Genomic DNA, 26,056 nt, shown 5'->3' on the forward strand with positions numbered 1-26,056 from the left:
AAGAACTGTTTGCGGTTTACCCTAGCTGGTATGACCCAGCCCGCGAAGCCCGCCACCGAAGTCGTCCTCGACGCCAAGGGCCTGCGCGCCCTCGCGCATCCGCTCCGCGTCGAGCTGGTCAACCTCCTGCGCAGGCACGGCCCGTCCACCGCGACCCGCCTGGCCGACCTGCTCGGGGTCAATTCCGGTACGGCCAGCTACCACCTGCGCCGGCTGGGCGCGGCGGGGTTCGTCGAGGAGGACACCGAGCGGGGCAACGCCAGGGAGCGCTGGTGGCGGCCGGTGCACCAGATCACCCGGCTGGCCGACGTCGACCTGGCCGAGCGGGAGCCCGAGGCGACGCTGACCTACCTCCAGGCGGTGTCCGCCAGTTACCACCTGCGGGTCCAGCAGGCGCTCAACGCCTTCGACACCATGCCCCGCGACTGGCGGCGCATGTTCGACCTGAGCAGCCGGTCGCTGCGCCTGACCACGGAGGAGGCCGAGCGGCTGCGCGACGAGCTCGACGAGGTGCTCGACCGCTACCGCCGGGACGCCCCTGAGGCGGTGGCGCCGGAGGGGGCCGAGCGGCTCTCGCTGATCACGCTCTTCCTGCCTGACTTGGAGGAGTCGTGACCGGGCGCTCGTTACGGCCGCTCGGGGGTGTGCTGGCGGCGATGGCCGTGTCGCTGACCGGCACCCGGGTGTCGGCGATCGCGCTGCCCTGGTTCGTGCTGGTCACCACCGGCAGCGCCGTCCAGACGGGGCTCGTGGCGTTCTGCGAGATGGCCCCGTACGTGCTGGTCAAGGCGCTGAGCGGGCCGCTGGTCGATCGGGTGGGCCCGCGGCGGATCTCCTGGATCACCGACGTGGTGAGCGCGGCCGCGACGGGAGCGGTCGTCGCGCTGCACGGCGTGGACGCGCTCGCGTTCGGGCCGCTGCTGGGCATGGTGGCGGTGATCGGCGCGGCCCGGGGGCCGGGCGACCTGGCCAAGGAGATCATGGTTCCGGAGGCGGCGGAGCGCGGGCTGGTGCCGCTGGAGCGGGCGACCGGGCTGGCGGGTGTGACCGAGCGGCTGGCCGGGACGGTGGGCCCTGCGGCGGGCGGAGCGCTGGTGGCGCTGCTCGGGCCGCTGGCGGGGCTGGGCGTCAGCGCGGCCTGTTTCGCCCTGGGCTCCGTGATCGTGGCGTGGGCACTGCCGGCGGGCGTGGGTCTGTCGCCAGGTGTGGGGGATCAGGCGCCGGGCGTAGGGCATCGGGCGTCGGCGCGGGAAGAGCGGGCCGGATACTGGCGGCGGTTCGCTCAGGGCTGCCGGTTCCTGCGCGGGGAGCGGCTGCTGCTGGCGCTGATCGTGATGATCGGCGTCACCAATCTGCTGGACGCGGCGTTCGCCTCGGTGCTGCTGCCGGTGTGGGGCAGGGAGTCGGGACACGGCCCGGCCATGATCGGGGTGAACAGCGGGGTGATGGGGCTGGCGGCGGTCGGCGGGAGCCTGGTGGCGGCGGCGGTGGCGCACCGGATGCGGCGGCGGGTGGTGTTCTTCGTGGCGTTCCTCGTCGCGGGCGCGCCCAGGTTCCTGATCCTGGCGGTGGACGCGCCGGTGTGGGCGATGGTGGCGGTGTTCGCGGTGAGCGGGTTCAGCGGCGGCTTCCTCAACCCGATCCTGGCGGCGGTCTGGTACGAGCGGGTGCCGCGCCACCTGCTCGGCCGGGTGAGCGCGCTGGGGGACTCGCTGGGGTACGCCGGCATTCCGCTGGGCGGGCTGCTGGCCGGGGCGGCGGTCGCCTGGGCGGGGCCGGCGGTGGTGCTGGTGGCGTGCGGCGTGGCGTACTTCCTCGCCACCAATCTGACGGCCCTGCGGCCGGAGTGGCGGGAGATGGACCGGCTGCGCGGCCGCGGGCGGCCCGCCGTACCAGAAGGTGCCGGTACGGCGGGCTGACGGATCCCCGGCGGCCGGTGAAGAAGGCGCGGGTGGCGGCTCCGGCTCCTCAGCGGGCGGTGAAGAAGGTGCGGGTGACGGCGGGTCAGCGGCCGGTGAAGAAGGCGCGGACGTCGGTGACGAAGGCCTCCGGCTCCTCCAGGGCGGCGAACGTGCCGCCGCGGTCGTGCTCCACCCAGCCGACGATGGTGTTGTCGCGCTCGGCGAAGCGGCGGATGGGCCGCAGGATGTCCTTGGGGAAGACGGAGATCGAGGTCGGCACGGTGGCCGCGGTGAGCTCCCATGCGACGCTGGTGTCCTGGTCGGTGTCGGGCGTCTCGACGAAGGAGCGGGCGGCCGAGCCGGCGGTGCCGGTCAGCCAGTAGAGCATGGTGGTGGTGAGCAGGCGGTCGGGGTCGATGTCCCGGTCACTCCATTCGTGGTAGACGCTCGCGAACCAGGACAGCAGGGCCACGGGGGAGTCGGTCATGCCGTAGGCGAAGGTCTGCGGCCTGGTCGACTGGATGAGCTTGTAGCCGTACTGCTCGGTCAGGTAGGCCTCGCGGAAGGCCATGCGCTCCCGCTCGACCTCGGTCAGGCCGTCGAGCTCGCCGGGGGCGCCGATGGGGAAGCAGATGATGCCGTTGCCGTGCATCCCGGCGACCCGCTCGGGGGCGAGCACGCCGACCTCGCGGGAGATCCAGCTGCCCCAGTCGCCGCCCTGCACGCCGAAGCGGTCGTAGCCGAGCCTGGTCATGAGCTCCAGCCACGCCTTGGCGATGCGGGTGGAGCCCCAGCCGGTCTCCGTGGTGGGGCCGGACAGGCCGTAGCCGGGCAGGGAGGGGATGACGAGATGGAAGTCGCGGCTGAGCGGCTCGATGACGTCGAGATACTCCACCGGACTGCTCGGCCAGCCGTGCGTGATGAGCAGCGGCAGCGCGTCCGGGGCGGCCGAGCGCACGTGCAGGAAGTGCACCCGCTGACCGTCGATCTCGGTGACGAACTGGTCGTGCTGGTTGAGCTCGGCCTCGGCGCGCCGCCAGTCGTAGCCGTCGCGCCAGTGGCCGACGAGCTCCTTCATGTACGGCAGCGGGACTCCGTACTGCCAGCCGAGGCCGGGGATCTCGTCGGGCCAGCGTACCCGGTCGAGCCGCGCGTGCAGGTCGTCCAGGTCGGCCTGGGCGATGTCGAGGCGGAAGGGCCGGATGTCGGTCAAGTCAGTCCTCCAAGTTGTTCCGTAGGGTGTACCGTACGCCCTACGGTTGGCGAGTGCAACCGGGAAATTATTAATCTACAAAGTAAAGGCGCTAGCCTGAGGCGGTGTCAGCGCCGTACCTCACCCTGAAGACCCCCGTCGAGCACGAGACCGAGGCCCGCCGCTCGCGCTTCGTCTGCGCCATGGCACCCGTGCAGAGCGCGGAGGAGGCCGCCGCGTTCATCGCCGAGCGCCGCCGCCTGCACGCCTCGGCCACCCACAACTGCACCGCCTACGTCGTCGCCGGGCTGCAGAAGGGCGACGACGACGGCGAGCCGGGCGGCACCGCGGGCACCCCCATGGTGCAGGCGCTGGTCGGCAGGGGGTTCGACCACGTGGTCGCGGTGGTGACCCGCTACTTCGGCGGCATCCTGCTGGGCGCGGGCGGCCTGGTGCGCGCCTACGGCTCAGCGGTGACCGAGACGCTGGACCGGGTGGAGCCGGTGCGGATGGTGCCGGCCAGGCTGGTGCACGTCTCGGTGGCCCACGACCAGGCGGGCCGGGTGGAGAACGACCTCAGAGCCTCCCGCTACGCGGTGCGCGAGGTCGTTTACGGCTCGGCCGTGGACTTCGTGGTGGCGGTGGGCGCGGACGAGGTGGACGCCTTCCGGGAGTGGGCGGCCGCGTTGACGGCGGGACGGGCCCGGGTCGAGCTGGGCAGCGACGTACACGTACCGGAATAAGGGCGGCTCAGCCGCCCGCGAGCGGACGGGCAGGTCGCGCCGAGCCGCCGCTCGGGGTTGAGCGGCCGGCCGGTCATCGTGCGATCGGCCGACCACGGAGGAGCGGTCGTCAGCCCTCGAGGGCGTACTGCATGACGCGGAACTTCGCCTGGGCCTCCGCGAGCTCGGAGGCCGGGTCGGAGTCGCCCATGATGCCGCCGCCGGCGAACAGGCGGGCCCGCCGGCCCTCCACGATGCCGGACCTGAGCGCGATGCCCCATTCGCCGTCGCCGTGGGCGTCGATCCAGCCGACCGGGCCCGCGTAGCCCGCGCGGTCCATGCCCTCGAGCTCGCGGATGACGTCGATGGCCTTGTGGGTCGGGGTGCCGCCGACCGCCGCGGTGGGATGCATGGCGGCCACGACGTCGAGGACGGAGGCGCCGTCGGCGAGCCGGCCGCTGACGTGGCTGGCGAGGTGCTGCACGTTGGGCAGGACGAGCAGCTCCGGCTCGTCGGGGGTGTGCAACTGGGCGCAGAGGGGGGCGAGAGTCTGCCGGACGGAGGCGATGGCGCACTCGTGCTCGTGCCGGTCCTTGGCGGAGGCGAGCAGGGCGGCGCCGCGTCTGAGGTCGTCGGCGGGGCCGGTGCCCCGGGGGGTGGTGCCCGCCAGGACGAGGGACTGGATCTCCTGGCCGGTGCGGCGGATGAGGAGCTCGGGGGTGGCGCCGACGAGGCCGGCGACGGAGAAGGTGTAGCACTCGGGATAGCGGCGGGCCAGGCGCAGGAGCAGCAGGCGGATGTCGATGGGGTGCTCGGCGGTGGCGAGGAGGTCGCGGGCGAGCACCACCTTCTCGAGCTCGCCGTCGCGGATGCGGCGGGCGGCGCGGGCCACGACGTGCTCCCAGGCGGGGGCGGTCAGGCTGCCGTCGCCGTAGCTGATGCGGCCGGGGTCGAGCAGGGGGGTGAAGGTCTGGTGCGGGGCGTCGCCGATGGTGGTCAGCCAGGCGCGGCCGTTCCTGCGGGCGAGGATGGTCTGCGGGACGACGAGGGTGGAGCCGGCGGAGTTCTCGTCGAAGGTGAAGGTGCCGAAGGCGACCGGCCCGCTCCCGGGGGGCAGCGCGTCGTCGTCGCTGTGGGCGTCGTCGAAGACCGCGGCGAGCCACTGGCGGGCCCAGGCGAAGCGGTCCGGACCTGGGGGGATGTCGGCGCGGGCGGCCTGGCCCCAGCCGACGAGGCCTTCGCCGTGCCTGATCCAGGCGTACGGCGCGGTCCGGGGGAGGGACGCCAGCAGATTACCGGGGTCGCGAATGGGGGTGGTGCGAACCGGTAGCGGGCGGGTTGTTCCGAGCGCGACACTCACCCGAGACACTCTATGCGGGAACTGAACACGTTCGACTGGGACCCCCGTGTCTGACCGGTTGCGGTTCATGTTTCCGGATAAAGGCGGCTATTGCCCTGCTTTTGCGGCAACCTGATCGGCTGAAGGTCGTCAAGTGGTGATATGAAGTCGGTCCTGAGATGGCAGACGTTGCCCCGAGCGCGGGGTGGGCCGGCGGCGGGCTCCCTACCTTGGGGCCATGATCGCTCGCAGCCTGGGGCCCGTCCTGGCCGGCCTCGTCCTCCTCGCCGGCTCCGGCACCGCTCAGGCCGCTCCCACGGAGCCGGTGCCCGAGGTGATGGCGGCGCTGGGGGACTCGATCTCGTCGGGATTCAACAGCTGCGGCTGGTACGTGTCCTGCCCGTCCCGGTCGTGGTCCGCCGGCGAGCACGCGGGCGTGAACAGCCACTACCAGCGGCTGCTGCGGCTGGGGTCGTCGATCGAGGGGCACAACCGCACCTTCGCGGCACCGGGCGCGACGAGCGCGGATCTGCTGGGGCAGGTACGGCGGGCGGTCGACGCGAAGGCGGACTACGTGACGATTCTCATAGGGGCGCAGGACGCCTGCAAGCTGGAGGAGAGGCAGATGACGCCGGTGGCGCTCTACCGGCGGCGGCTGGACCAGGCCCTGTCGGAGCTGCGGGCCGGGCTGCCCCAGGTCCGGGTGTTCGTGTCGAGCATCCCCGACCTGCACCGGCTGTGGCAGGTGGGCAAGAGCAACGCGCTGGCGCGCACGTTCTGGACGGTGGGACGGATCTGCCAGACGATGCTCGCCCAGCCGTCGTCGGTGAAACGGGCCGACCGGCAGCGGCGGGACCGGGTGCGGGCGCGGGTGATGGCCTACAACCAGGAGGCGGCGCGGGCGTGCGCGTCGCTGGGGCCGTCATGCCGCACCGACGCGGGCGCCGTCTTCGCCTATCCGTTCACGCTGGACCAAGTGAGCCGGTGGGACTACTTCCACCCGAACGAGGCCGGGCAGCGGGTGCTGGCGGAGCGGACGTTCCGCAACGGCTTCGAGTGGGCCGATCCGCGCTGAGCGCTCATCGGCACTGGGCGAGCATGGCCTTGCGGTCGGCGCGGGTGACCGGCAGGGCGTACTTCTTGGCGACCTGCGCGAAGCGGGTGACGTAGGCGCAGCGGATGCGGCGTTGCGGGGGCAGCCAGTCGGACGGCCCGGCGGCGTCCTTCTGCTCGTTGGCGCGGCCGAGCACGGGCAGCAGGTTGAGCGGGTCGTTGGCGAAGTCGAGCCGTTTCGTCATGCGCCACCGCCTGGCTCCCATCCGCCAGCCGTAGGCGAGCGGGACGACGTGGTCGACCTGGACCTCGTCGGCGTCGCTCTTGCGCCAGTCGATCATCCGGCCGGTGTACGGGTCGGGCAGGTCCATGGCGATGACCTCGCAGGTGGAGCCCTTGCGGTAGCGGACGTTGCGGCCGTCGCGGGCGAGGAGGTCGTCGCGGGTACGGCAGCCGTTGCGTGCGTACGGGACACCGGGGGCGCTGTCGGCCCAGTTGCCGCCGTAGCGGGTGCGCCGGTAGCCGGCGCTGGAGCCCCGGGCGGCGACGCGTAAGTCCTTGATGAGGGCGCGGGCGGCCTTCTTGTCGGGTCCGGTGGTGACGGGCGCCAGGCCGGGCAGGGTGCCGCTGGCGTTGCCGAGCGGGCTGGCGGTCTCGGCGGACGTGGTGTTCTCGGTGCCGCTGACCAGGGCGGCCAGGACCGCGGCTGCGGCGAGGATGGCGACGGCGTCCTTCGCGCTCAAGCACGCCTCCCGGGTGCCGTTCGGAGGTTCTCTAGAGAGATTCCCGCAGTGGGCGATGTTGACACGGTAAGGGATGTGAACCGGTTCCGTGAGAAGTTCATGACCGGCTGTCCTCTTGATCCGGGTGGCCGGTCATGGCGTTCAGCCCGCGCCGAGGCAGGTGAACGACCAGCCGGTGGCGGTGGCGACGGGGTCGCCGGCCGTGTCCAGGCGGGCGTCACGCAGCGCGGTGGCCAGGCCGGCGCCGGTACGCAGCCGCCGGTGCAGCGCGACCATGAGCGGGACGGCGGCGAGGTCGTTGACGAGCACGACGCCGGCGACGAGGGCGGTGGTGCCGAGCTGGATGAGTGAGCTGGCCAGGCCGAGGAGCTCGTCCGCGCCGGCGGCGGCGGTCAGGCCGGAGTCGCAGCTCGACAGGATGACCTGGTGGGGTGCCCGGTTGAGCCGTTCGAGGTCGTAGACCGTGAGCGGGCCGTCGTCGACGCGCAGCGCGGAGAACAGCGGGCTGTCGGCGCGGAAGGTCCCGTGCGCGGCGACGTGGGTGAGGCGGGCGCCGTCCATGGCCCGCAGGACGCGGCCGACGGTCGCGGTGCCCTCGCCGAGGACGACGGGGGCGGCGTACTCCGGCGTGACCTCCCGCACCTCCGCGCCCTGCGAGGCCAGCCCGGGGCCGCGGACGAGGACGACGCGGCCGTGGGCGGGGGCGCCGGTACGGCGGGCCCGCAACCAGGAGGCGGCCGACGGGGCGACGCTGACGGGGCGGTGGCGGAGCGCGGGGAGCAGCGCCCAGGGGACGGCGTGCAGGCGGCCCGGCGGCACGATGGCGACGTGCCGGTCGCCGAGGTGCTGGGCGGCGTCGCCGAGCAGGACGCGCTGCAGGGTGTGGCCGATGGTCTCCAACTGGGCGAGGAGCTCGGCGGGTGACAGCGCGGAGCGGCCGTGCGCGAGCCGGGACAGGCTGAAGCGGGCCAGGTCGACCTGGCGGGCGGCCTCCTCGGTGCGCCCAGCGGGATGACGGCGGACGGTGCCGGAGCCGCAGACGAGGACGTGCAGGTGGCCGTCGACGTCCACGAGTTCGAGCAGCCGGTCGTCCGCGAGCTCGTCGAGGAGGGCATCGACGTCGACGCCCGGGGTGGCGGCGGGGTCGTGGCCATGGGCGTGCAGGGCTCGGGCGCGCGCGGCCCGCTCCAGGCGGAGCTGTTCGGCGGACAGGTGCGCGGTGGGCAGACCCTTGGCGCGGGCCTGGGCCAGGCGGCTGGTGAGGGCCCGGATGGCGGCGAGCTCCGCCTGGAGGTGCTCGTCGTCGGGCGGGCGGACGGCGGGGACCGCCAGTGCGGTGGCCCGCCAGCGTTCGCTCCACGCCAGCAGCAGCCGGGGCCGGTCGAGGCGCAGGGCGTGCCGCTGGCCGAGCGCGGCGAGCTCGGCGCCGTGCGCGCTGGCCTGGGCGCGCAGCTCGCTGGAGCCGAGGGTGGCGCGGTGCTGGTCGAGGACGCGCAGGCCCCGGTGGCAGGCGCGCATCAGCCGGGCCGCGTCGTGGCCGGCCTCGGCGCGCAGTGCTTCGGCGAGCCAGGCGGCGGCCCGGGAGAGCGCGGGGCCGTGGCGGCGACCGCGTGCGGCGGTGGCGAGGTGGCCGGTGGCGCGGGCGGTGTCGCCCAGGGCGAGGGCGAGGCGGCCGGCGATGAGGTGGCCGAGCGGCAGGTCGGGCGAGGAGAGGCCGGCCAGTTCGCGGGCGCACTCCTCGGCCTCCCGCAGCAGGGCGGCGTCGGTGGTGCCGGTGGCGAGCTGGGCTCGTACTTTGACCAGGCGGGCGTGCGCCCGCCACCAGTGGCGGTGCTGGTGGCCGAAGAGATCGGCGGCGTCGGCGGCGTGGCCGAGCGCGTCGGCGGGCCGGCGGGCGGCCAGGGCGCAGTTGGCGGCGGTGAGCAGCAGCTCGGCCTTCTTGACGGGCAGGCCGCGGATGCGTTCGAGCCGGGCGAGGGCGGTGTGGGCCTCGGCGAGCGCGTCCTGGGGCAGGCCGGCGGCCAGGAGCGCGGCGCAGCGCTCGATGCTGAGGCTGGGGTCGGGGGTGCCGAGCCGGTCGAAGCGCTCGGCGGCCTGGTCGAAGCAGAGCAGCGCGGCGGGCAGGTCGCCGATGCGCAGGGCGAGGACGCCGCGGTGCACGATGGCGTCGGCCGATTCGAGCTCCTGGCCGGTGGCGTTGAAGAGCTCCTCGGCGCGGGCCAGGTCGGCGGCGGCCTTGGCGATGGCGCCGAGCGCCAGATTGCAGGTGGCGCGCTCGCTGCGGGCGCGGGCCTCCCAGATGGCGTCACCGGCGGCGCCCAGGGCGGTGACGGCGTTGTTGAGGTCGGCCAGGGCGTCGCGATGGTGGCCGAGGACGATCAGGACGCCACCTCTGCGCAGCAGGATGCGCCCGTGCAGCAGGCCGGTGGACCGCTGGACGGCGGCGTCGAGCGCGGTGCGGCCCGCCGTGGTGCGACCGGCGAAGGCGAGGGCCACGCCGAGGGTCGCCTGGACGTCGGCCTCGCGCTCGGCGCAGCCGGCCTGGCGGGCGAGGCGGCCGGCGGTTTCGAGCTCCGCCACGGCGGCGTCGATGTCGCCGAACTCGCGCAGCACGATGCCGATCGCCTGCCTGGCCATGGACGCGGCCAGTGGCGGCGGGTCGCCGGCGAGCAGGTCACGCGCCCTGTCGAGGGCTTCGTGGGGGCGCGACAGGGCCAGGGGGAGCAGCTCCGCCGTGGCGGTCGAGGAGGGTACGGGGTCCGCCGGCATGTTCCGAGCGTTGACGATCGGCTGTAGCGCCCGCAACCCCATGTCGATATAGGTGTGAAAAGTGTGATCGTTGACTACGGCCGGGAGGGGAATCCATGGACGCGGTGTTCGACGCTCAGTTCCGGATCGTCAAGGACGCGTTCCTGACGCGGGGGATCCAGGTGGAGGTGGCCTATACCCCCGCGGGTGAGGTCGACTACCTGTACGAGGCGGGCCGCCTGCTGACGCTGGACCGGGGGGACAACATCCAGCGGATCGAAGCCGTGCTGCCGGCCGTACGCCGGCTGGAGACGCGGGGGCGGGGCGATCTGGTGGTGCTGTCGCTGGAGGACGGGCTGACGGTGCCGGAGGCGCTGGAGGTCATCGAGCGGCGGGCGCCCCGCCGGCGGGAGGACGACGCCCGGCTGCCGCCGGCCTCGCCGGTGCACGTCCTGCACGTGAGCAGGCTGTGCCCCGGTACGGAGCCGGAGGTGCCTTCCGGGGCGCCGGATCGGCCGTGGCCGCCGCCGTGCCCGGAAGGCGACGTGGTGCGCAAGGCGCGGATCGGCGTCAGCGACACCGGCTGGCTCGGGCTGGACCCGGCGGCCTACCCGTGGCTGGGCGGCGTGGGCGGCGATCTGGAGACGCTGGATCCGCCGTCGCCGGTGAGCGGGCTGCCGCGGATCCCGCCGTTCGCCGGGCATGGCACGTTCGTGGCCGGGGTCGCCAAGTGCATGGCGCCGTCGGCCGAGGTGGACATCGTCGACCACTTCTCGGCTTCCGGCGCGGAGCTGGAGGACGTGATGATCGCCAAGCTGGAGGAGCTGGTCGGCCGGACGCCCGCGCCGGACGTGATCAACCTGTCGGCGGGCACCTACACCCGCGGCAACTGGTCCTCGCTCGGCTTCGAGGCGTTCCAGCAGGCGCACCCGGACGTGGTGCTGGTGGCGGCGGCCGGCAACGACGCGACGGACCGGCCGTTCTACCCGGCCGCCTACGACTGGGTGGTGTCGGTCGGGGCGCTCGGCCCCGACGGGGCGCACCGGGCGTGGTTCAGCAACTACGGCGACTGGGTGAAGGTGTACGCGCTGGGCGAGGGGCACGTCAACGCCTACGCCACCGGCGAGTACACCTACCGGGAGCCGCCGAAGATGCCCGCCGTGCAGAACTTCTCCGGGATGGCCAGGTGGGACGGCACGTCGTTCGCGGCGCCGCTGGTGGCGGGGTTGATCGCGGCCCGGATGGCGCGCACGGGGGAGTCGGCCCAGGACGCGAAGGCGGCCGTGCTGGCCTCGGCGCGGGAGGTGGACGGGGTGGGCATGGTGCTGTCCCCGTGCGGCGAGAGCTGACCTCGCGCGGATGCGGCCGATGAGGTATCAGGGCGAGGTCCGGCCGCTCCGTCCTGGTGACCGCCGTCACCGAGCAGTGAAGAGACGACATGGCCCCGGTACCGCCTGTTCGTTCGCCGAAGCGTCCTGCCTGGACGCACCGCGCATCCGCGTTCACTCTTGCTGGGTGGGCCGTGCCGGGAAGGGAGCACACGGACATGCGAGACGATCCATCGGTCGTCGCCTTGGTGGTGCGGGCGAGGGGCGGTGACAGGGACGCGTGGGACGAGATCGTCGAGCGTTACTCGTCGCTGGTCTGGTCGATCTGCAAGGCTTTCAGGCTGAGCCGGGCCGACGCCGACGACGTGGGGCAGACGGTGTGGCTGTCGCTGGTGGAGCAGTTACCCAGGCTGCGCGAGCCGGCGGCGCTGCCGGGCTGGCTGGCGACGGCGACCAGGCGTGAGTGTCTCCGGTGCGCCCAGGCGGCGGAGCGGCAGCACCGCCTCCGGCAGCAGGTGGACACCGACGTGCTGGTGGACGTCAGGGTGCCCGCGCCGGATCAGGAGCTGATCGACGCGGAGCGGAACGCGGCGCTGATCGCGGGGTTCCGGCAGCTGGAGGGGCGCTGCCAGGAGCTGCTGTCGATGCTGATGAGCCAGCCCCCCGTGCCGTACACCGACATCAGCGCGAAGCTGGCCATGCCGGTGGGCGCGATCGGGCCGACGCGGGCGCGGTGCCTGGACAAGCTGCGCCGCACACCGACCGTGGCCGCGCTGATCAGGTCCGAACGGGACACCCAGGGGAGAAGGTGACAGGGCATGGACACGCCGTGGTGGAGTGACGACGATCGGTTCCTGGCCGCTGTACGGCAGGCGCACGCGGCGGAGCGGGAGGTGCCGGAGAGCTTCGTGGCGGCCGGCAAGGAGATCTTCGTCTGGCATGACGTCGACGCCGAGCTGGCGGCGCTCACCTATGACTCGGCGGTGGACGAGGCGGGGGCGGCGACGCGGGGCGCCGAGCACGCGACGTTACGGGCGCTGATCTTCGCGACGCCGGAGCTGACGATCGAGCTGGAGGTGGGCCACGAGGCGCTGCTGGGGCAGGTGGTGCCGGCCCGGCCGGGGACGGCCTACACGCACCTGGTGACGGGTGACGTGGTCACGTCGGTGATCGACGAGTCGGGGTGCTTCGTGTTCAGGCCGGCGCCGGCCCAGGCGTTCAGGCTGCAGTGCCGTCCGAGTACGGGCAGCAACGTGGTCACGGACTGGATCGCTCTGTAACGTTGTAAGCACTCGCCTTCGGGAGGTTCTGACATGGACCCCTACTCGCAGATCGTCTCCTCCGTCGCGGCCGTGCTGCAGCCCAAGGTCGCCGGCGTGCGGGCCGGGCGAGGCAGCGGTTCGGCGGTGGTGTTCACCGCCGACGGGTTCCTGCTGACGAACGCGCACGTGGTCGGCTCCGCCAGGTCGGGCACGCTGGCGTTCGCCGACGGCTCCTCCGGCGCCTTCACCGTCGTCGGCCGGGACCCGCTGTCGGACCTGGCGGTGATCAGGTCACAGGTGCCCACCCCCGAGCCGGCCGTGCTCGGCGACAGCGCCGACCTCGTGGTGGGCCAGCTCGTGGTGGCCGTCGGCAACCCGCTGGGGCTGGCCGGGTCGGTGACGGCCGGGGTGGTGTCGGGACTGGGCCGGTCACTGCCCGCGCGCAGCGGCTCCGCCGTACGGCTGATCGAGGACGTGATCCAGACCGACGCGGCGCTGAACCCCGGCAACTCCGGCGGGGCGCTGGCGGACTCGCGGGCGCGGGTGGTCGGGGTCAACACGGCGGTGGCCGGGGTGGGGGTGGGCCTGGCCGTGCCGGTGAACGCCACGACCAGGGGCATCATCGCGGCGTTGATCAGGTACGGGCGGGTGCGGCGGGCGTTCCTGGGGCTGGTCACCTCGCCCGCGCCGCTGGCCGAGCCGCTGCGGCGGCGCACCGGGCAGCCTGGCGCGCTGCGGGTGGTGGAGGTGATCCCCGGCTCGCCCGCGGGCCGGGCCGGGCTGCGGGCCGGCGATCTGGTGCTGAGCGCCGGGCGCGCCCCGGTGGACGACGCGCAGAGCCTGCAGCGGCTGATGTTCGCCGACGCGATCGGGCGGCCGCTGCCGATCACCGTCTACCGCAACGGCGCGCTCGTCGACGTCATCGCGGAGCCGGTGGAGCTGACGGAGTCCGAGGTCTGAGCGGGATGGGCGCCGCCGCCGGGGTGCGGCGGGCGAGCAGCGCGTCCAGCAGGCTGTCCCAGCGGGCGCCGATGGTGGCGATGTCGTAGCCGCGGACGGTCTCCAGCCCTCCGGCGGCCAGCTGCCGGCGCAGCGGTTCGTCCTCGATCACCCGCAGGATGGCCGCGGCCAGGTTGGCATTGGTGCGCGGTTTGACGAGCAGGCCGTCGACCTCGTTGGTGAGCATCTCCTTGGGGCCGTGCGGGCTGTTGAAGCTGACGATGGCCAGCCCCTTGGCCATCGCCTCCAGGATGGTCATGGGGAAGCCCTCGTGCCGGGAGCTGAGCACGAACATGGAGGCCTTCTCCAGCTCCGCGCCCACGTCGGAGGTGGAGCCCGGCAGCTCGACCTTGCCGTCGAGACCCGCCTCGGTGATCTGGGCGGCCAGCGCCTCCTGCTGCGGGCCGGCGCCGATGATGCGCAGCGTCCAGTCGGGGTGCGCCTCGGCCACCTGCTGCCAGGCGGTGATGAGCCGGTGGAAGCCCTTGATGCGGGTCAGCCTGCCGACGGCGACGGCGACCTTCGCGTCCAGCTTGGCCACCTCGCCGCTCATGGCCGGCACCGCGTTGGGGATCCGCAGCAGCTTCTTGGGCTTCTTGGGCAGGGCGTCACGGTAGTCCTGCAGGTCGGCCTTGGTGAGCGCGACCAGGGCGTCCAGCCGGCGGTAACGCCACTTGATCAGCTTCTGGACCGGCTCCGGCTGGGTGGCCAGGGCGACGTGCTCCTGCCCGATGGTGATGACGCTGGGCAGCGCCAGCTGGGCCACGGCGAGGACCAGGCCGGGGCGGGTGCCGATGAGCACGCCGGTGTCCATCGAGCGGATGAACCGGGCCAATTTCAGGTCGGTCCACAGGTTGAAGCGGTGGTAGGCCGACTCCTCCTTGGGCACGAGCCTGCTGGGGAGCTTGGACAGCAGCGCCCGCATCGGGTCGGCGCTGGGGGCGAGCCGGTCGTCCAGATAGCGGAAGCGCACGCGCGGGTCGATCGGGAAGAACGGCTCCTCGGCCTCCCTCAGGACGCTGACGATCTCCACGTCATGCCGGTCGGCCAGGTGGCCGGCGAGATTGAACACGGTTCTGATCGTGCCGCCCATGCCGTTGGCGTGCAGCAGCAGGAACTTCACCTGCTGAATGGAGGCCGGTGGCGCCTTCCTGGCCCTGCGCCGGTTGTACCCCCGGTACAACCGGACCGCCGCTGACTTGCCCCTACGCGTCAGTGCCCGCACCTGGAAGTTCCCCTTGCCGTCTGGATGACCATGACAAGCAGCCGGCGGTGAGAGACATCCTCACCACCGGCGTGCCGTGGAGCGTGGAGTGGTGTGCGCCGTCCATCCCCGTGGCGCTTTCCACTTCTATGATCTTTAGACGCCTTAGAGGTGACTAAGGTTGCATGCGCGGCCTATGCGAGAGATCAGGAGTGTGTACGGGTTTGCTAGCGAGCAGGTCGAGAGCCACCTCGATGGCCTTCTCCAACTGGGCGTCCACGCCGGAGGCGTAGTCCTGCGGGGTGATGTCGACCTCGATGTCGGGGTCGGTGCCGTAGTTCTCCACCTGCCAGCCGACATCGTCGAAGGCGAAGGAGAACTCCGGCTGCGTGGTCACCGTGCCGTCGGCCAGCCGGTGACGCGGCCAGATGCCGATCACGCCGCCCCAGGTGCGCTTGCCGACCAGCGGGCCCAGCTTCAGCACCTTGAAGGTGTGGCTGAAGATGTCGCCGTCGGAGCCCGCGTACTCGTTGGTGATCGCCACCAGCGGCCCGCGTGGCGACTCGGGCGGGTAGGGCTCCGGCGCGCCCCAGCGCGGGTAGTCGTAGCCCAGGCGGCGGCGGGCCAGTTTCTCCAGCAGCAGCGCCGAGACGTTGCCGCCGCCGTTGAAGCGCACGTCCACGATCAGCGCGTGCCGGTCGTACTCGGCCAGGAAACCCCGATGGAACTCGGCGAACCCGTCCGTCCCCATGTCCGGCACGTGCAGATAGCCGATCCGGCCCGCCGAACGCTGGTGGCACAGGGCCCGGTTGAGGTTCACCCAGTCGCGGTAGCGGCCCGGCGCCTCGTCCGCGATGGTCCGCACCGTGACGGCGAAGACCCGCCCCTCGCGGCGCAGCGTCAGCTCCACCTCCTCGTCCGCCTGGTTCACCAGCCGCTCGTTCGGGGTGGCCGAGGCCCCGATCGGCGCGCCGTTGATCGCCAGCACCGCGTCGCCCGGCCGCACGTCCAGGCCCAGCCGGTTGAGCGGTGAGGTGGCGGACGGATCCCACGGGTCGCCGTGCACGATCGCGGCGATGTGGTAGACGCCGTCGCGGTAGTCCCAGTCGACGCCCAGCTTGCCCTGGCTGTAGTCGGGGCCCGGCCGGTATTCGCCGCCGCTCTCGTACGCGTGGCTCGTGGCGAGCTCGCCGTGCAGCTCCCACAGCAGGTCGGAGAACTCGCCGCGGGTGGTGACCCGCTCCACCAGCGGCACGTAGCGGTCGTAGACGGCGGGCCAGTCGACACCCGCCATGTCCTCGGTCCAGAAGTGCTCGCGCTGCAGCCGCCAGGCCTCCCGGAACATCTGCCGCCACTCCGTCTCCGGGCACACCGACACCTTGATCCGCGACAGGTCGATCCAGCCGCTGTCCCGCCCTGGCGGATCGTCGTCCCCGCCCGGCACCTCGCCGGCCTTCACCACCCGCAGCCGGTGGCGGGCGCGGTAGAGGAGCGTCTTGCCGTCACGGCCGAGCTCGAAGTCGGTGACCCCCTCGGCGAAGGTGTCGTCGTCGCCCTTGGCGAAGTCGAACAGGCGCAGAGTGCTCGCGCCCTGCAGCGGGCTGGCTAGGATGAGCGCCTTGCCCTTCAGCCCGGCGACGCGCTCGTAGCGGCCCTCCGGCACGGGGAAGGCGGTGATGCGGCGGGTCAGGCCCTCCGCGTCGACCCGCACCGCCTCCGGCTCGTCGTCCTCCTCGTCCTCGTCCTTGTCGTGCACGGGACGCGGCCGGGGGACGAACGGGTCCGGGACGTCGGCGCGCAGCGCGACGGCGTACGGGCGGGTGCCGAGCGGGAAGCACAGGTCGAACTGGAGCTGGTCGTAGGCGGGGGAGAAGACGCGCTGGCCGATGAAGTACAGGTAGCGGCCCTGCGGGTCGAAGGCCGGGCGGGCATCCTGCAGGAGCGGTTCGGTGGCGGCCACGGTCCGGCCCGTCTCGGGGTGGTGGAGTTTGATGGCGGTGGTCCGGGAGTTGAGCGGGCCGGCGTAGGCGAGCCACTGCCCGTCGTGCGACCAGGCGGGATCCTCCGGTGAGCCGTACGGGTTCGCCTCGACGAGCACGGCCTGGCCGGTGGACAGGTCGACGAGGTGCAGCTCGTGGCGGTGGTTGGTGACGGCCACCCGGTCATGGGCCGGGTCGGGCACCAGCGCCGTGATCCGCCCCAGCCGCGCCACCACCTGCACCCTCCCAACCCCCTCCACTTCGGGACCGTCATCTCCCGGACTGTGGTCCCCGGGGCTGTCAGCTTGTGGTCCGTCATCCCCAGGGCTGGCATCCTCAGAGTCGTCATTCTCTGGGGCGGATCTCTGACAGCCGTGCAGGATGACCAGGGACTCCTCGTCATCGTCGTCCGCGGCTGCGGCGATCAGCCGGCGGCCGTCGTTCAGCCAGGTCAGCAAGCGGTAGCGGACGCCGTCGGGCGCGCCGTACTGGCGGACCGGCCCCTCCCACCCCGCCATGCCGTACGCCTTGCCCCGGGCGGTGACGGCCAGCGCGCTGCCGTCCGGGCTGAGCGTGGCACCGTCGAGGTAGTCGTCGGCGTCCACGAACCTGCGGTTGCGCTGCGTACGAGAGCTGGCCAGCCGCACCTCCAGCCGGCGCGGCCGCTCGTCGGGATCATCCAGCAGGTAGAGATCGGCGCCGGCGTGGTAGACCAGCCGGTGGCCGTCACTGGACAGGTTGCGCGCGTAGTAGTCGTCATGATGGGTGTGCCGGCGCAGGTCGTCGCCGTCGGGCGTGCACGAGTAGACGTTGCCGACGCCCTCATGGTCGGACAGGAAACACACCCGCCCGCCGCTCCAGCAGGGCGAGGCCAGATTGCCGGGCAGCCGCAGCAACCGCCGGAACTCGCCACCGCCCTCGCGATCGATCCACAGGTCGCCGACGGTGCCGCCCCGGTACCGCTTCCACCGCGCCGGGTCGGCGGTGTTGCGCCCCAGCACGATCATGCTCCCGGGCCCGTAGGCGATCGAGTTCGCGGGCCCGTACGGCAGCCGTTCCGGCACCTTGCCCGGCTCCACCCGATGCAGCCACTTGCGCCCTTCGAACGGCTGCGACTCGTCGCTCGCGTACAGAATGCGCCCGTCGGGATCCCACCCGGTGACGGTGCACCGGGCGCCGTGGAAGGTGACGCGCCGGGCGGCGCCCCCGTCCGCCGGCATCACGTACACCTCTTCCGGCCCTTCGTCGCGCCCGACGAACGCGAGCTGGTCGCCGCGCGGCGAGATACGTGGATAGCCGGCCTCCGCGACCCCCGCCGTCAGCCGGAACGCGCGCCCACCCTGCGCGGACACCATCCACAGGTCGTCCTCGGCGGCGAACACCACGACATCGCGGAACACGGCGGGAAAGCGCAGGTAACCCGACATGGGTGTCCTCCACGGTCGATCAGACAGCCGGGGAACCTGCCCTCGGCTGTCTGATCATGTCACCCCCGCTACGCCTCTTCAGGCTTCGTGGGCTCCTTCTTGCTCTCCTTGGCCTGCCTGCTCGACTTGATGGCCTGCTTCTTCGCCTTGCCGGACTTGGCGCCGGGTTTCTTCTTCGTGTCAGCCATTGGTCTCTTCCCCCTGTGCGGACAGATGCGTCAGATTGGCGCACCAACGCCGTTAATACCCATCTGTCACCAAAACCCGACATAGCGCCATCTGTGCACGTCAACGGTCGATTCGGCCGGGCCTCGGGGGCGTTCGGTCAGAGCAAGGTGAGCTGCTCGGGGGCCTCCTGCTCTGGAGCGGGTGGGGGCGGGAGGCGGCGGGCCATGGCCGGTGTGGTGCGGCCGACGCCGTGACGGGCGGCCAGTTCCTTGACCTGCGCGGAGATGCGCTCCTGGTAGGACTTGGGAGCGTAGGCGCCCCTTCCGTACAGCTCCAGATAGCGCGGCACGAGCCGCGGGTGCTCGCGGGACAGCCACGCCAGCCACCACTCACGTGCCCCCGGCCGCAGGTGCAGGACGATGGGCGTCAGGTGCGTGGCGCCCGCCTGCGCGATCTCCCGCACGGTGCGGTCGAGCTGGGCGGGAGAGTCGGTGAGGTAGGGGAGGATGGGCGCCATCAGGACGCCGCAGGCGATGCCGTTGTCGTTGAGGGTGGCGCAGGTCTCCAGGCGTCTGTGCGGGTCTGGGGTGCCGGGCTCGACGGAGCGCCACACGCCGGGGTCGACGAAGCCCACCGACACGGCGGCGCCCACCTCCGCCCGCTCGGCCGCCTCGGTGAGCAGGTCGAGGTCGCGCAGGATCAAGGTGCCCTTGGTGAGGATCGAGAACGGGTTGGCCGCGTCGCGCAGCGCCGCGAGGATGCCGCGCATGAGCCGATAGCGGCCCTCGGCGCGCTGGTAGCAGTCGACGTTGGTGCCCATGGCCACGTGGTGGCCGCCCCACCGGGGCGAGGCGAGCTCCTTGCGGGCCAGCTCAGCGGCGTTGACCTTGACCACGATCTTGGAGTCGAAATCGGCGCCGGAGTCCAGGTCAAGGTATTGGTGAGTCTTTCGGGCGAAGCAGTAGACGCAGCGGTGACCGCAGCCCCGGTAGGGATTGATCGTGTATTCGAACGGGACCCGGCTGGCGGCCGGCACCCGGTTGATGATCGAGCGAGCCTGGATCTCGTAGAAGGTCATCCCCCGGAACTCGGGGGTGTCGAACGTGCGGGTGACCGCGTCGCGGGCGAACAGCGGCACGGCCGGATCGTCCCGGCCGGCGTCGGCCAGGCGCAGGTTGTCCCAGCGCATGCCTTGATTAGAACAAAGGTTCGACGATGATCGCAAACCGAAAGACGTCGCAATTACATGGTCAGCCGGAGGCTAATGATCTTCATGGTTGGGCAGGAAACCCGCACAGTGCTTGCGTTCCGGAGGTGCAACCATGGCCTGGTCGCAGGATGAGGAGCGAATGCTGGCCCAGATCGAGCAGCACCTCGTCGACGATGATCCGAGACTCGTCTCCCGGCTTGAGTCGTTCAACGAGCGGGTGCGCCGCAGCGAGGCGAGAGCCCGCGGCGAGTCGGTCGGGGGCCGCAGGCTCCAGCGTTCGACGGTCATCATCCTGATCAGCTGGCTGCTCATCGCCACGCTGGTCGCGACCCTTCTGATCATGGTCCTGCAGCACGAGACCGCCACCGCCCTCGCGCTGGCCGCCGCCTTCTGACCCTGCCGCCGCCTCAGTCGCTCGCGCGGGCCGCCGTGACCTCCGGCTCGTGACGCACGGGGAAGTTGACGGAGGCGGCGATGAAGCAGGACTTGTGGGCGTCGGCGTGCAGCCGGATGGCGGCCTCCACCATGTCCGGCGACTCCACCGTCACCTGCGGCCGTAGCACCGCCTCGGTGAAGTGGCCGCCGCCGGCGGTCTCGGCCATGGTGCCCCCGGCGTGGTCCACGTACGCGGTGACCACGATCCCGGCGTCGGCGCACAGGTGCAGGTACGCCAGCATGTGGCACTCCGAGAGCGCGCCCACCAGCAGCAGCTCGGGATTCCACCGCGCGGCGTCCCCCCGGAAGGCCGGGTCGGAACTCGCCACGATGACCTCGCGCCCGTCGGCGGCCAGCGTGTGGTCCCGGGTGTAGGCGCGGTACCCGCTGGTGCCGGTGCCCTGATTGCCGGTCCAGGTCGTGGTCGTGGCATAGGTGTGCATTCGTGACACGTCAGGCTTCCTTACTTTTGATCGCGTACGGTGACGCGGCGCTGCGCGCGAGGGGTTGCGGCAAGGGCGGCTGCGGCAAGGCGGGGTCTGTGGCGCGGCGCTGCGGACAGGAACTGTGGGGAGAGTTTGTGGCGCGGCTGCGGGCGAGGAACTGGAGCGGGGCAGGTGTGATCACTGCTGTTCGGGCGGTTGCCGGGCGGTGGTGCGGGTGTCGAGGACGTGGCGGCGGGCGATCCGGCCCGCGTCCTGCGCCCGGCCGTCGGTGATCGCCGCGAGGAGGTCCTCGTGCTGCGCCGAGACGTGCGCGTGGCGGACCACCGGCTTGAGCGAGCGCAGGGTGGAGACCTGGATCTGGTCCCAGACCCGGTTCAGTGTCTCCAGCGCGATCCGGTTGCCGGCCAGCTCGGCGATCCGCTGATGGAAGCGGCGGTTGAGCTCGACCGCCTCCACCAGGCGGCCTTCGCTCGTCGTCTCGGCGGTGACGTCGGCCAGCGTCCTCAGGGCCGTCAGGTCCGCGGGCGCGAGGCGGCCGTCACGCTGGCGGGTGGCGGCCGTCTCGGCGGTGAGCGCCTCGAGCGCGGCCCGCACCTGGTAGGCGTCCTCGAGATCGCCCGGATCGAGGGCGACCACCACGACGCCCCGCCCGGTGGTGCGGACCAGCCCGTCGGCGGCCAGCGCCCGCAGCGCCTCGCGCACCGGCGTCCGGCTCATCTCCAGCGCCGTGGCCGCGTCCACCTCGGTCAGCCGCACTCCTGGCGCGTACGTCCCGTCCAGGATCAGCTCCCGCAGGCGCCGATGCGCCACCTCGTTCTGCATGTGCCAACTGTATCCATTGTATGCAATGCATGCAAAGCTAAAGCAGACCTGTTCACCGCCGAGGTAGCGGAACCTGTCGGCGGTATGAAAGCGCGAAAGCCCCAAGCGGCAGAAGCCCCGGGCGGCTGATCACTCCGACCGGTAGTCGCCGAGCTCCCGCAGGAAATCGGCGCCGATCGGGGCCGCCACCTTGCCGCCCCCGCCGCCACCCTCCACCACCACGGCGAAGGCCACGTCATCCTTGAAGCCGATGAACCAGGCATGCGATTCCAGCTTCGGCCCGGTGCCGTACTCGGCGGTCCCGGTCTTGCCGCGGGTGCCCGAGGGGAGCCCGGCGGCCTTGGCGGTGCCCTTGGTCACCACGGCGGCCATCATGGCGTGCAGCTCGGCGGTGACGCCGTCGGGCAGCTCCTTCTCGGTGGCCTTCTGCTCGTGATCGGGCACCAGGGTGGGCGGGCGCCAGGTTCCGTCGGCGATGGCGGCGGTGACGGAGGCCATGGACAGCGGACTGGCGGTGATCCGGCCCTGGCCGAACGATTCGGCGGCGAGTTCGGCGTCGGACTCGGCCTTGGGGAAGCTGGGTTTGGTGGCCGGGACGCCGATGGTCAGCGGCTGGTTGAAGCCGACGCTCTCGGCGGCGCTCAGCAGCTTGTCGGCGCCGAGATGCTGCTTGGCCAGCGGCGCGAAGGTGGTGTTGCAGCTGTAGGCGAAGGAGTCCTGGAACGACACCGAGCCGAAGGACGACTCGTCGGAGTTACGGATCCGCAGCCCGCCGATCGTGACGTACTTGGGGCACGTCACGGCCTGCTTGGGGGTGATCCCCTCGGCCAGCAGGCCGATCGCGGTGACGGCCTTGAACGTGGAGCCGGGCGGGTAGCGGCCGTCGAGGGCGCGGTTGAAGCCGCCCTTGTTGTTGACGACGGACAGGATCTCGCCCGAGCCGGCCTCGATGGCGACCAGCGAGGCGGGTTTCTCGACGTCCTTGACGGCGGCGACGGCGGCCTTCTGGACGCGCGGGTCGAGCGTGGTGCGCAGGCTCTCACCCTCGGCGCCCTCGATCGTCTTCACCGTCTTGCCGCCGGCCTGGATCTCGGTCGTGGGCGTGCCCGCGAGCCGCTTCTGGAACGTCGCCTGCAGCCCGCTCGCGCCGATGGTCTGCCCGACCTTGTAGGCGGTGCCGAGCTTCTCCACGTCCTTCTTGGTGGCCTTGTCGAGGTAGCCGACGAGCTGCTGCACCGAGCCGCCGACGTCGCCGGTGTCGATGCGCCCGCCCGAGGCGTCGGTGATCTCGGCCCGGTCCGGCCACTTGGTCTTGAGCGCGAAGGTGGCGCCGGCGGCCAGGGACGGGTGCAGCGTCTTGGGGCTCCAGTCGACCTTCCAGTGGCGCTCGGCCACCTTGAGGTCGATGACGCCCTCGTACGTCCATTCGCCGAGGTTCTTCAGCCGGTGGGTGGCGGTGTAGGGGACGGTGGCACGGCCGTCGGTCTCGGCGGGGCGGCCGAGCCGTACCGTGGTCGACTCCACGCCGAGAGCGGTGCGCAACTGACCGTAGGGGGCGAGTGACGCGGGCGTGGCCAGCTCGGCGCTCATCTTGGCCTGGTCGCCGGCCTGCCAGGCGGCGGCGAAGCGCTGCGCGGTCTCGGCGGGGGTGCCGCGGGTGTGCAGCAGGTAGTAGGCACCGCCGCCGGCGGCGGCCAGCACCAGGACGGTGGCGCCGGACACGATCGCGATGGTACGGCCACGCGGCACTGGTCAGCCTCCAGTTCGTCGGGTCTTCTTCGCAGGCGGCTCGGCCACGCCGTTGGACGCCTTGTGACTGGCGGCGTACGTAGGCACGTACTCCTGCCCGGAGAGCCGCTGGATGGCGGCCATGATGTCGTCGGTGACGCGGCGGCGGTCGCGCGCGTTGGTGTGGTCCCCGGCGACCTTCAGCGGCTCGCCGATGGTGATGCCGATCTTGGCGGGGCGGGGCACCCTGGAGCCCACCGGCAGGACCTTCTCGGTGCCCTTGAGCGCCACGGGCAGCACGGGCGCGCCGGTCTTGAGCGCGAGCCAGGCGACGCCGATCTTGCCGCGGTAGAGGCGGCCGTCGGGGGAGCGGGTGCCTTCGGGGTGGATGCCGAACAGCTCGCCGCGCTCCAGCAGGTCGGCCGCCGCGTCGAGCATGGCCTGCGCCGCGTGGGCGCTCTCGCGGTCGGTGGGCAGGCTGCCCCCCAGGCGCATGAACCAGCTGGAGACCGGGTTGCCGGAGAAATACTCGTTCTTGGCGGCGAAGGTGACGTGCCGCGGCAGCAGCGCGGGCAGCAGGAACGAGTCCAGGACCGACAGGTGGTTGGCGGCCAGGATCGCCGGGCCCGTCCTCGGCACGTGCGAGGCGCCGGAGACATGCGGGCGGCACATCGCGTGCGCGACCGGTGCGGCGGCGAACTTGACCACTTGATACAGCAACTGGCGCTCCTGGATGATCGTCGGCTCGGCCACCCACCATAAAGCAGGCGCCCCGTCCTGGGACGGGGCGCCTGATATGTGGTTAAGGCCGATGTGGCGGTCGCCTCCTCGGCGAGGTGCACAACACGGCTCCAGCCGAACGGTATTCCGTGAAGGCGGTAATTTGCGGCCCGGGGGACACAGACCACATCGGCCATTCGATGCTAACCGACATCCGGCAGGTCGTATTCCACCGCCCCCCAAGATTTGGTCAGGATCGGGTCCAGTGAGGCTGGGTCACGTCGAAGACCCGCAGCTCACGGCCGCGCAGCGCGACCTCGGCGAACTGCCACAAAATCGCCCCCGTCGGCGCGTGGATCACGATCCCGGGCCCCAGCGGCATCTGCAGCAGCCCGTCCCGCCAGCGCGGCACCCCCGGCGCCACGAACCGCTCCAGTGGCACGGCGTGCACCGAGGCCACCTCCCAGGCGTCACCCACCGGCTCCTGCCGGCCGCCGAAGGCCACCACCGGCGTGATCACGAACCCCGAGTCGGTGACGAAGTCGTCGAGCAGCCCCGCCACCCGCACGCCGTGCACGGCGACCTCCTCGGCCAGCTCGCGCAGCGCCGCCTCGACGGGCTCCTCGCCGTCGTCCAGCCGCCCGCCCGGCAGCGCCCACTGCCCCGGGTTGCGGCCGTGCGGGGCCCGCCTGATGAGAACGGTGTACGGGGTCCGCTCGGCGTCCTCGAGCACGCACACGGTGACGGCGGCCCTGCGCACCCCCTTGGCGGGAGGAACCTGGCGGCGGTCGAAGGCCGCCAGGTTGGCCGTGATCAGGTCGTGTAGCTCGTCGAGCGGGGGCAGCACCCGCTCAGAATGCCACGGGTCAGCCCATCGAGTTGACCACGATGATCCCAAGGATCATGCCGCCGACCATGGTGACGGCGGAGGTGATGGCCGCCCATTTGCCCAGCGTCTCGCCACGGGTGTGGCCGACGATGCCGAGCACGATCCCGATGATGCCGAACAGGATCGGGATGAACAGCAGGGCGATCGCCGCGCAGACGAACCCGATGATCGACAGAACGGGAGTGGACTGCGCCTGCGGTTGCGGATAGGGCGGCTGGTAAGGGGGCTGCTGCCCCGGTTGTCCGTAGTGGTCGTCGCCTGGGGGTGGATCGTGCGGGGAGGTCATCGATCGTGCTCCTCTCGAAACGCACCTGGCGGCGGCCCGCCCGTCTCGTGACGTGAGAAACATCACACACCGAAGTGGGCGGCCTGTCGAGCCAACCTTCCGGACTCGTCTCAGCGGCGGGCCCGCCGCGCGAACCCGCACCGGCACCCTTGGCTTCCAGGGAGCCTCAGGGCGGTTCGGGCAGCTCGATCCAGGTCTCCTGGAGGTGCAGCCAGCTCAGCCCGCCCTGGTCCTGGCGGAGGACGACGGTCGCGAGGCGGCCCCGCCCTTGCTGCCACTCCTCGTAGGCCGCCACGAGCAACGGCCCCGCCACGGCGACCTCGCGGATGTGCCGGATCTCGATCGCCAGGCCGGGCGCCTTGCCGTGCGCCTTGCCGTGCGCGGATCTGACCTCGGCCAGCACCTGTTCACGGGTGAGCGTCCGGCCGTCCGGCCCGGCCAGCGTGAAGGTCTCGGCGTGCGCGCCCGCGAACACACCGAACTCCGCCGCGTCCGCCACCCCGGCCAGCCACCGCTCGATCACCCGATGGTGACGCTCGATCTCCTCGCGCGCCCTCACCCCGTCTCCCGGCGCCGGGCGGCGATCCAGGTCCGTGGGGAGGCCGGGTGGAGGTCCAGTGACGGGCCGGGGCCGTAGAGCTTGACGGGGTCGTTGGCGGCGATCCAGCGGTAGGTCCCCGCCACCCCGGCCGCCGTCGCCGCGCCCAGCGCCCTGGCCAGTCCCGCCTCGAACGCGTCCACGTCCTGCTCGGCGTACCGGACCTCGGGCCCGAAGGCCGCGGCCAGCTCGTGACCGGTCACCGCCTCAGGACCGCCGGCGTCCAGCACCCTGCCCTCCAGCCCGTCCCGGGTCAGCGCCGCGACCGTGAACCCGGCGAGGTCGCCATGGCTCAGCCAGGCCACCGGCAGTCCGGCGGGCAGGGGGAAACACAGCTCCCCGGTCGCTCGCAGCGGCCCCGTCACCCAGGGCGCGAGCAGGTTGTCCAGATAGATGGTCGGCCGTACCACCACGACCGGCAGCCCGGACGCCAGCAGCGCCTCGACGGCAGCGCGCCTCGTGTCGAACGCCGCCACCCCGGTGTCCGTCTCCGGCAGCCGGGTGCCCGTGTTGTACACCAGCCGCCGGATCCCGGCCGCCCGCGCCGCCTCGATCACGTTGCCGATCTGGCGGGCCACCAGGCCGGGCTCGTACACCATGGGCAGCGTCACCGAGGCGTGCGTCATCCCGGCGAACGCCTCCCGCACGCTCCCCGCGTCACCGAGATCCCCGGGGAAGGACTCCACCCCGCCGGGAACACCCCCCGTGCGGGTGAACCCCCGGACGAACCGCCCGTCCGCCACCAGCCTGCGCGCGACCGCGCCACCCTGGGCGCCTGAGGCGCCGATCACCAGATGTCTCATGCGGGCAAGTCTCCAGGAGGGCGGGCGATACGCTCTATAAAGAGGAAGCTCCGG

The 26,056-nt window shown here is 72.2% G+C and carries 24 protein-coding genes; 9 read left to right on the top strand and 15 right to left on the bottom strand.

The window, feature by feature from the left end:
• Positions 1–30: 30 nt before the first annotated feature.
• Complete coding sequence (locus OHA68_RS34550) at positions 31–615, top strand: ArsR/SmtB family transcription factor (RefSeq protein ID WP_327103983.1); 585 nt, start codon at positions 31–33, stop codon at positions 613–615.
• Complete coding sequence (locus OHA68_RS34555; RefSeq protein ID WP_327103984.1) at positions 612–1,919, top strand: MFS transporter; 1,308 nt, start codon at positions 612–614, stop codon at positions 1,917–1,919. Before OHA68_RS34550 ends, OHA68_RS34555 begins: the two co-directional genes overlap by 4 nt.
• Positions 1,920–2,004: 85 nt before the next feature.
• On the opposite strand, the gene OHA68_RS34560 is transcribed toward OHA68_RS34555, so the two are convergent.
• The gene (locus OHA68_RS34560; protein WP_327103985.1) at positions 2,005–3,114 is read right to left on the bottom strand and encodes an epoxide hydrolase family protein; all 1,110 of its coding nucleotides are present in this window, start codon (positions 3,112–3,114) and stop codon (positions 2,005–2,007) included.
• Positions 3,115–3,218: 104 nt separating this feature from the next.
• Between OHA68_RS34560 and OHA68_RS34565 the strand changes: the two genes are divergently transcribed.
• Positions 3,219–3,836 carry an IMPACT family protein gene (locus tag OHA68_RS34565; protein ID WP_327103986.1) on the top strand — a complete coding sequence of 206 codons (618 nt, stop codon included), beginning with the start codon at positions 3,219–3,221 and terminating at the stop codon, positions 3,834–3,836.
• A gap of 109 nt (positions 3,837–3,945) precedes the next feature.
• Here OHA68_RS34565 and OHA68_RS34570 read toward each other — a convergent pair whose 3' ends face one another.
• Positions 3,946–5,175: an isochorismate synthase gene (locus tag OHA68_RS34570; RefSeq protein ID WP_327103987.1), complete on the bottom strand. Its 1,230-nt coding sequence runs from the start codon at positions 5,173–5,175 to the stop codon at positions 3,946–3,948.
• A 217-nt stretch (positions 5,176–5,392) separates the two neighbouring features.
• Here OHA68_RS34570 and OHA68_RS34575 point away from each other — a divergent pair, with 217 nt between their 5' ends.
• Positions 5,393–6,229: an SGNH/GDSL hydrolase family protein gene (locus tag OHA68_RS34575; RefSeq protein WP_189139108.1), complete on the top strand. Its 837-nt coding sequence runs from the start codon at positions 5,393–5,395 to the stop codon at positions 6,227–6,229.
• 4 nt (positions 6,230–6,233) lie between these two features.
• On the opposite strand, the gene OHA68_RS34580 is transcribed toward OHA68_RS34575, so the two are convergent.
• Both OHA68_RS34580 and OHA68_RS34585 read right to left on the bottom strand, forming a co-directional pair.
• Positions 6,234–6,950, bottom strand: coding sequence for an HNH endonuclease family protein (locus OHA68_RS34580; RefSeq protein ID WP_327103988.1), 717 nt, complete (start codon positions 6,948–6,950; stop codon positions 6,234–6,236).
• A gap of 141 nt (positions 6,951–7,091) precedes the next feature.
• Positions 7,092–9,719: a CHAT domain-containing protein gene (locus OHA68_RS34585; RefSeq protein ID WP_327103989.1), complete on the bottom strand. Its 2,628-nt coding sequence runs from the start codon at positions 9,717–9,719 to the stop codon at positions 7,092–7,094.
• Positions 9,720–9,814: 95 nt separating this feature from the next.
• Here OHA68_RS34585 and OHA68_RS34590 point away from each other — a divergent pair, with 95 nt between their 5' ends.
• The 4 genes from OHA68_RS34590 to OHA68_RS34605 all read left to right on the top strand — a co-directional run bounded on the left by OHA68_RS34590 (position 9,815) and on the right by OHA68_RS34605 (position 13,248).
• A complete protein-coding gene (locus OHA68_RS34590; protein WP_327103990.1) occupies positions 9,815–11,047 on the top strand; it encodes a S8 family peptidase in 1,233 nt (410 codons plus the stop codon).
• A 197-nt stretch (positions 11,048–11,244) separates the two neighbouring features.
• Entirely contained in the window at positions 11,245–11,838 is a 594-nt protein-coding gene (locus tag OHA68_RS34595; RefSeq protein ID WP_189139104.1) for an RNA polymerase sigma factor, read from the top strand.
• A gap of 6 nt (positions 11,839–11,844) precedes the next feature.
• On the top strand, positions 11,845–12,306 hold the full coding sequence (locus OHA68_RS34600) for a hypothetical protein (protein ID WP_189139103.1): 462 nt from the start codon (positions 11,845–11,847) through the stop codon (positions 12,304–12,306).
• Positions 12,307–12,339: 33 nt separating this feature from the next.
• The gene (locus OHA68_RS34605; protein WP_189139102.1) at positions 12,340–13,248 is read left to right on the top strand and encodes a S1C family serine protease; all 909 of its coding nucleotides are present in this window, start codon (positions 12,340–12,342) and stop codon (positions 13,246–13,248) included.
• Here the strand turns inward: OHA68_RS34605 and OHA68_RS34610 are convergent.
• The 3 genes from OHA68_RS34610 to OHA68_RS34620 all read right to left on the bottom strand — a co-directional run bounded on the left by OHA68_RS34610 (position 13,208) and on the right by OHA68_RS34620 (position 19,254).
• Entirely contained in the window at positions 13,208–14,512 is a 1,305-nt protein-coding gene (locus OHA68_RS34610) for a glycosyltransferase family 4 protein (protein WP_327103992.1), read from the bottom strand. The two genes, OHA68_RS34605 and OHA68_RS34610, sit on opposite strands and share 41 nt — an antisense overlap.
• A gap of 154 nt (positions 14,513–14,666) precedes the next feature.
• Complete coding sequence (locus OHA68_RS34615; RefSeq protein ID WP_327103993.1) at positions 14,667–17,897, bottom strand: S41 family peptidase; 3,231 nt, start codon at positions 17,895–17,897, stop codon at positions 14,667–14,669.
• Positions 17,898–18,222: 325 nt separating this feature from the next.
• The gene (locus tag OHA68_RS34620; protein ID WP_327103994.1) at positions 18,223–19,254 is read right to left on the bottom strand and encodes an Rv2578c family radical SAM protein; all 1,032 of its coding nucleotides are present in this window, start codon (positions 19,252–19,254) and stop codon (positions 18,223–18,225) included.
• Between the two features lie 133 nt (positions 19,255–19,387).
• On the opposite strand from OHA68_RS34620, the gene OHA68_RS34625 reads away from it, so the two are divergent.
• Entirely contained in the window at positions 19,388–19,669 is a 282-nt protein-coding gene (locus tag OHA68_RS34625) for a DUF3040 domain-containing protein (protein WP_327103995.1), read from the top strand.
• 13 nt (positions 19,670–19,682) lie between these two features.
• On the opposite strand, the gene OHA68_RS34630 is transcribed toward OHA68_RS34625, so the two are convergent.
• The 8 genes from OHA68_RS34630 to OHA68_RS34665 all read right to left on the bottom strand — a co-directional run bounded on the left by OHA68_RS34630 (position 19,683) and on the right by OHA68_RS34665 (position 26,002).
• Complete coding sequence (locus OHA68_RS34630; RefSeq protein WP_327109592.1) at positions 19,683–20,153, bottom strand: OsmC family protein; 471 nt, start codon at positions 20,151–20,153, stop codon at positions 19,683–19,685.
• 180 nt (positions 20,154–20,333) lie between these two features.
• Complete coding sequence (locus OHA68_RS34635) at positions 20,334–20,978, bottom strand: GntR family transcriptional regulator (RefSeq protein ID WP_327103996.1); 645 nt, start codon at positions 20,976–20,978, stop codon at positions 20,334–20,336.
• Positions 20,979–21,107: 129 nt separating this feature from the next.
• On the bottom strand, positions 21,108–22,700 hold the full coding sequence (locus tag OHA68_RS34640) for a penicillin-binding transpeptidase domain-containing protein (protein ID WP_327103997.1): 1,593 nt from the start codon (positions 22,698–22,700) through the stop codon (positions 21,108–21,110).
• Positions 22,701–22,730: 30 nt separating this feature from the next.
• Entirely contained in the window at positions 22,731–23,459 is a 729-nt protein-coding gene (locus OHA68_RS34645) for a lysophospholipid acyltransferase family protein (RefSeq protein WP_327103998.1), read from the bottom strand.
• 217 nt (positions 23,460–23,676) lie between these two features.
• Entirely contained in the window at positions 23,677–24,273 is a 597-nt protein-coding gene (locus tag OHA68_RS34650) for an NUDIX hydrolase (RefSeq protein ID WP_327103999.1), read from the bottom strand.
• 19 nt (positions 24,274–24,292) lie between these two features.
• On the bottom strand, positions 24,293–24,601 hold the full coding sequence (locus tag OHA68_RS34655; protein WP_327104000.1) for a hypothetical protein: 309 nt from the start codon (positions 24,599–24,601) through the stop codon (positions 24,293–24,295).
• A gap of 166 nt (positions 24,602–24,767) precedes the next feature.
• Positions 24,768–25,160, bottom strand: a complete 393-nt coding sequence (locus tag OHA68_RS34660; protein ID WP_327104001.1) for a DUF4440 domain-containing protein — start codon at positions 25,158–25,160, stop codon at positions 24,768–24,770.
• Positions 25,157–26,002 carry an SDR family oxidoreductase gene (locus OHA68_RS34665; RefSeq protein WP_327104002.1) on the bottom strand — a complete coding sequence of 282 codons (846 nt, stop codon included), beginning with the start codon at positions 26,000–26,002 and terminating at the stop codon, positions 25,157–25,159. Before OHA68_RS34665 ends, OHA68_RS34660 begins: the two co-directional genes overlap by 4 nt.
• Positions 26,003–26,056: the final 54 nt, after the last annotated feature.

The sequence above is a fragment of the Nonomuraea glycinis genome, assembly GCF_035920485.1.
Lineage (GTDB): Bacteria > Actinomycetota > Actinomycetes > Streptosporangiales > Streptosporangiaceae > Nonomuraea > Nonomuraea glycinis.

Bases quoted from the DNA above. Each gene is read 5' to 3' on its own strand.
- OHA68_RS34550 (WP_327103983.1), top strand. From the start codon at position 31: ATGACCCAGCCCGCGAAGCCCGCCACCGAAGTCGTCCTCGACGCCAAG.
- OHA68_RS34575 (WP_189139108.1), top strand. From the start codon at position 5,393: ATGATCGCTCGCAGCCTGGGGCCCGTCCTGGCCGGCCTCGTCCTCCTC.
- OHA68_RS34585 (WP_327103989.1), bottom strand. From the start codon at position 9,719: ATGCCGGCGGACCCCGTACCCTCCTCGACCGCCACGGCGGAGCTGCTC.
- OHA68_RS34590 (WP_327103990.1), top strand. From the start codon at position 9,815: ATGGACGCGGTGTTCGACGCTCAGTTCCGGATCGTCAAGGACGCGTTC.
- OHA68_RS34595 (WP_189139104.1), top strand. From the start codon at position 11,245: ATGCGAGACGATCCATCGGTCGTCGCCTTGGTGGTGCGGGCGAGGGGC.
- OHA68_RS34600 (WP_189139103.1), top strand. From the start codon at position 11,845: ATGGACACGCCGTGGTGGAGTGACGACGATCGGTTCCTGGCCGCTGTA.
- OHA68_RS34605 (WP_189139102.1), top strand. From the start codon at position 12,340: ATGGACCCCTACTCGCAGATCGTCTCCTCCGTCGCGGCCGTGCTGCAG.
- OHA68_RS34615 (WP_327103993.1), bottom strand. From the start codon at position 17,897: ATGTCGGGTTACCTGCGCTTTCCCGCCGTGTTCCGCGATGTCGTGGTG.
- OHA68_RS34620 (WP_327103994.1), bottom strand. From the start codon at position 19,254: ATGCGCTGGGACAACCTGCGCCTGGCCGACGCCGGCCGGGACGATCCG.
- OHA68_RS34625 (WP_327103995.1), top strand. From the start codon at position 19,388: ATGGCCTGGTCGCAGGATGAGGAGCGAATGCTGGCCCAGATCGAGCAG.
- OHA68_RS34630 (WP_327109592.1), bottom strand. From the start codon at position 20,153: ATGCACACCTATGCCACGACCACGACCTGGACCGGCAATCAGGGCACC.
- OHA68_RS34635 (WP_327103996.1), bottom strand. From the start codon at position 20,978: ATGCAGAACGAGGTGGCGCATCGGCGCCTGCGGGAGCTGATCCTGGAC.
- OHA68_RS34655 (WP_327104000.1), bottom strand. From the start codon at position 24,601: ATGACCTCCCCGCACGATCCACCCCCAGGCGACGACCACTACGGACAA.
- OHA68_RS34665 (WP_327104002.1), bottom strand. From the start codon at position 26,002: ATGAGACATCTGGTGATCGGCGCCTCAGGCGCCCAGGGTGGCGCGGTC.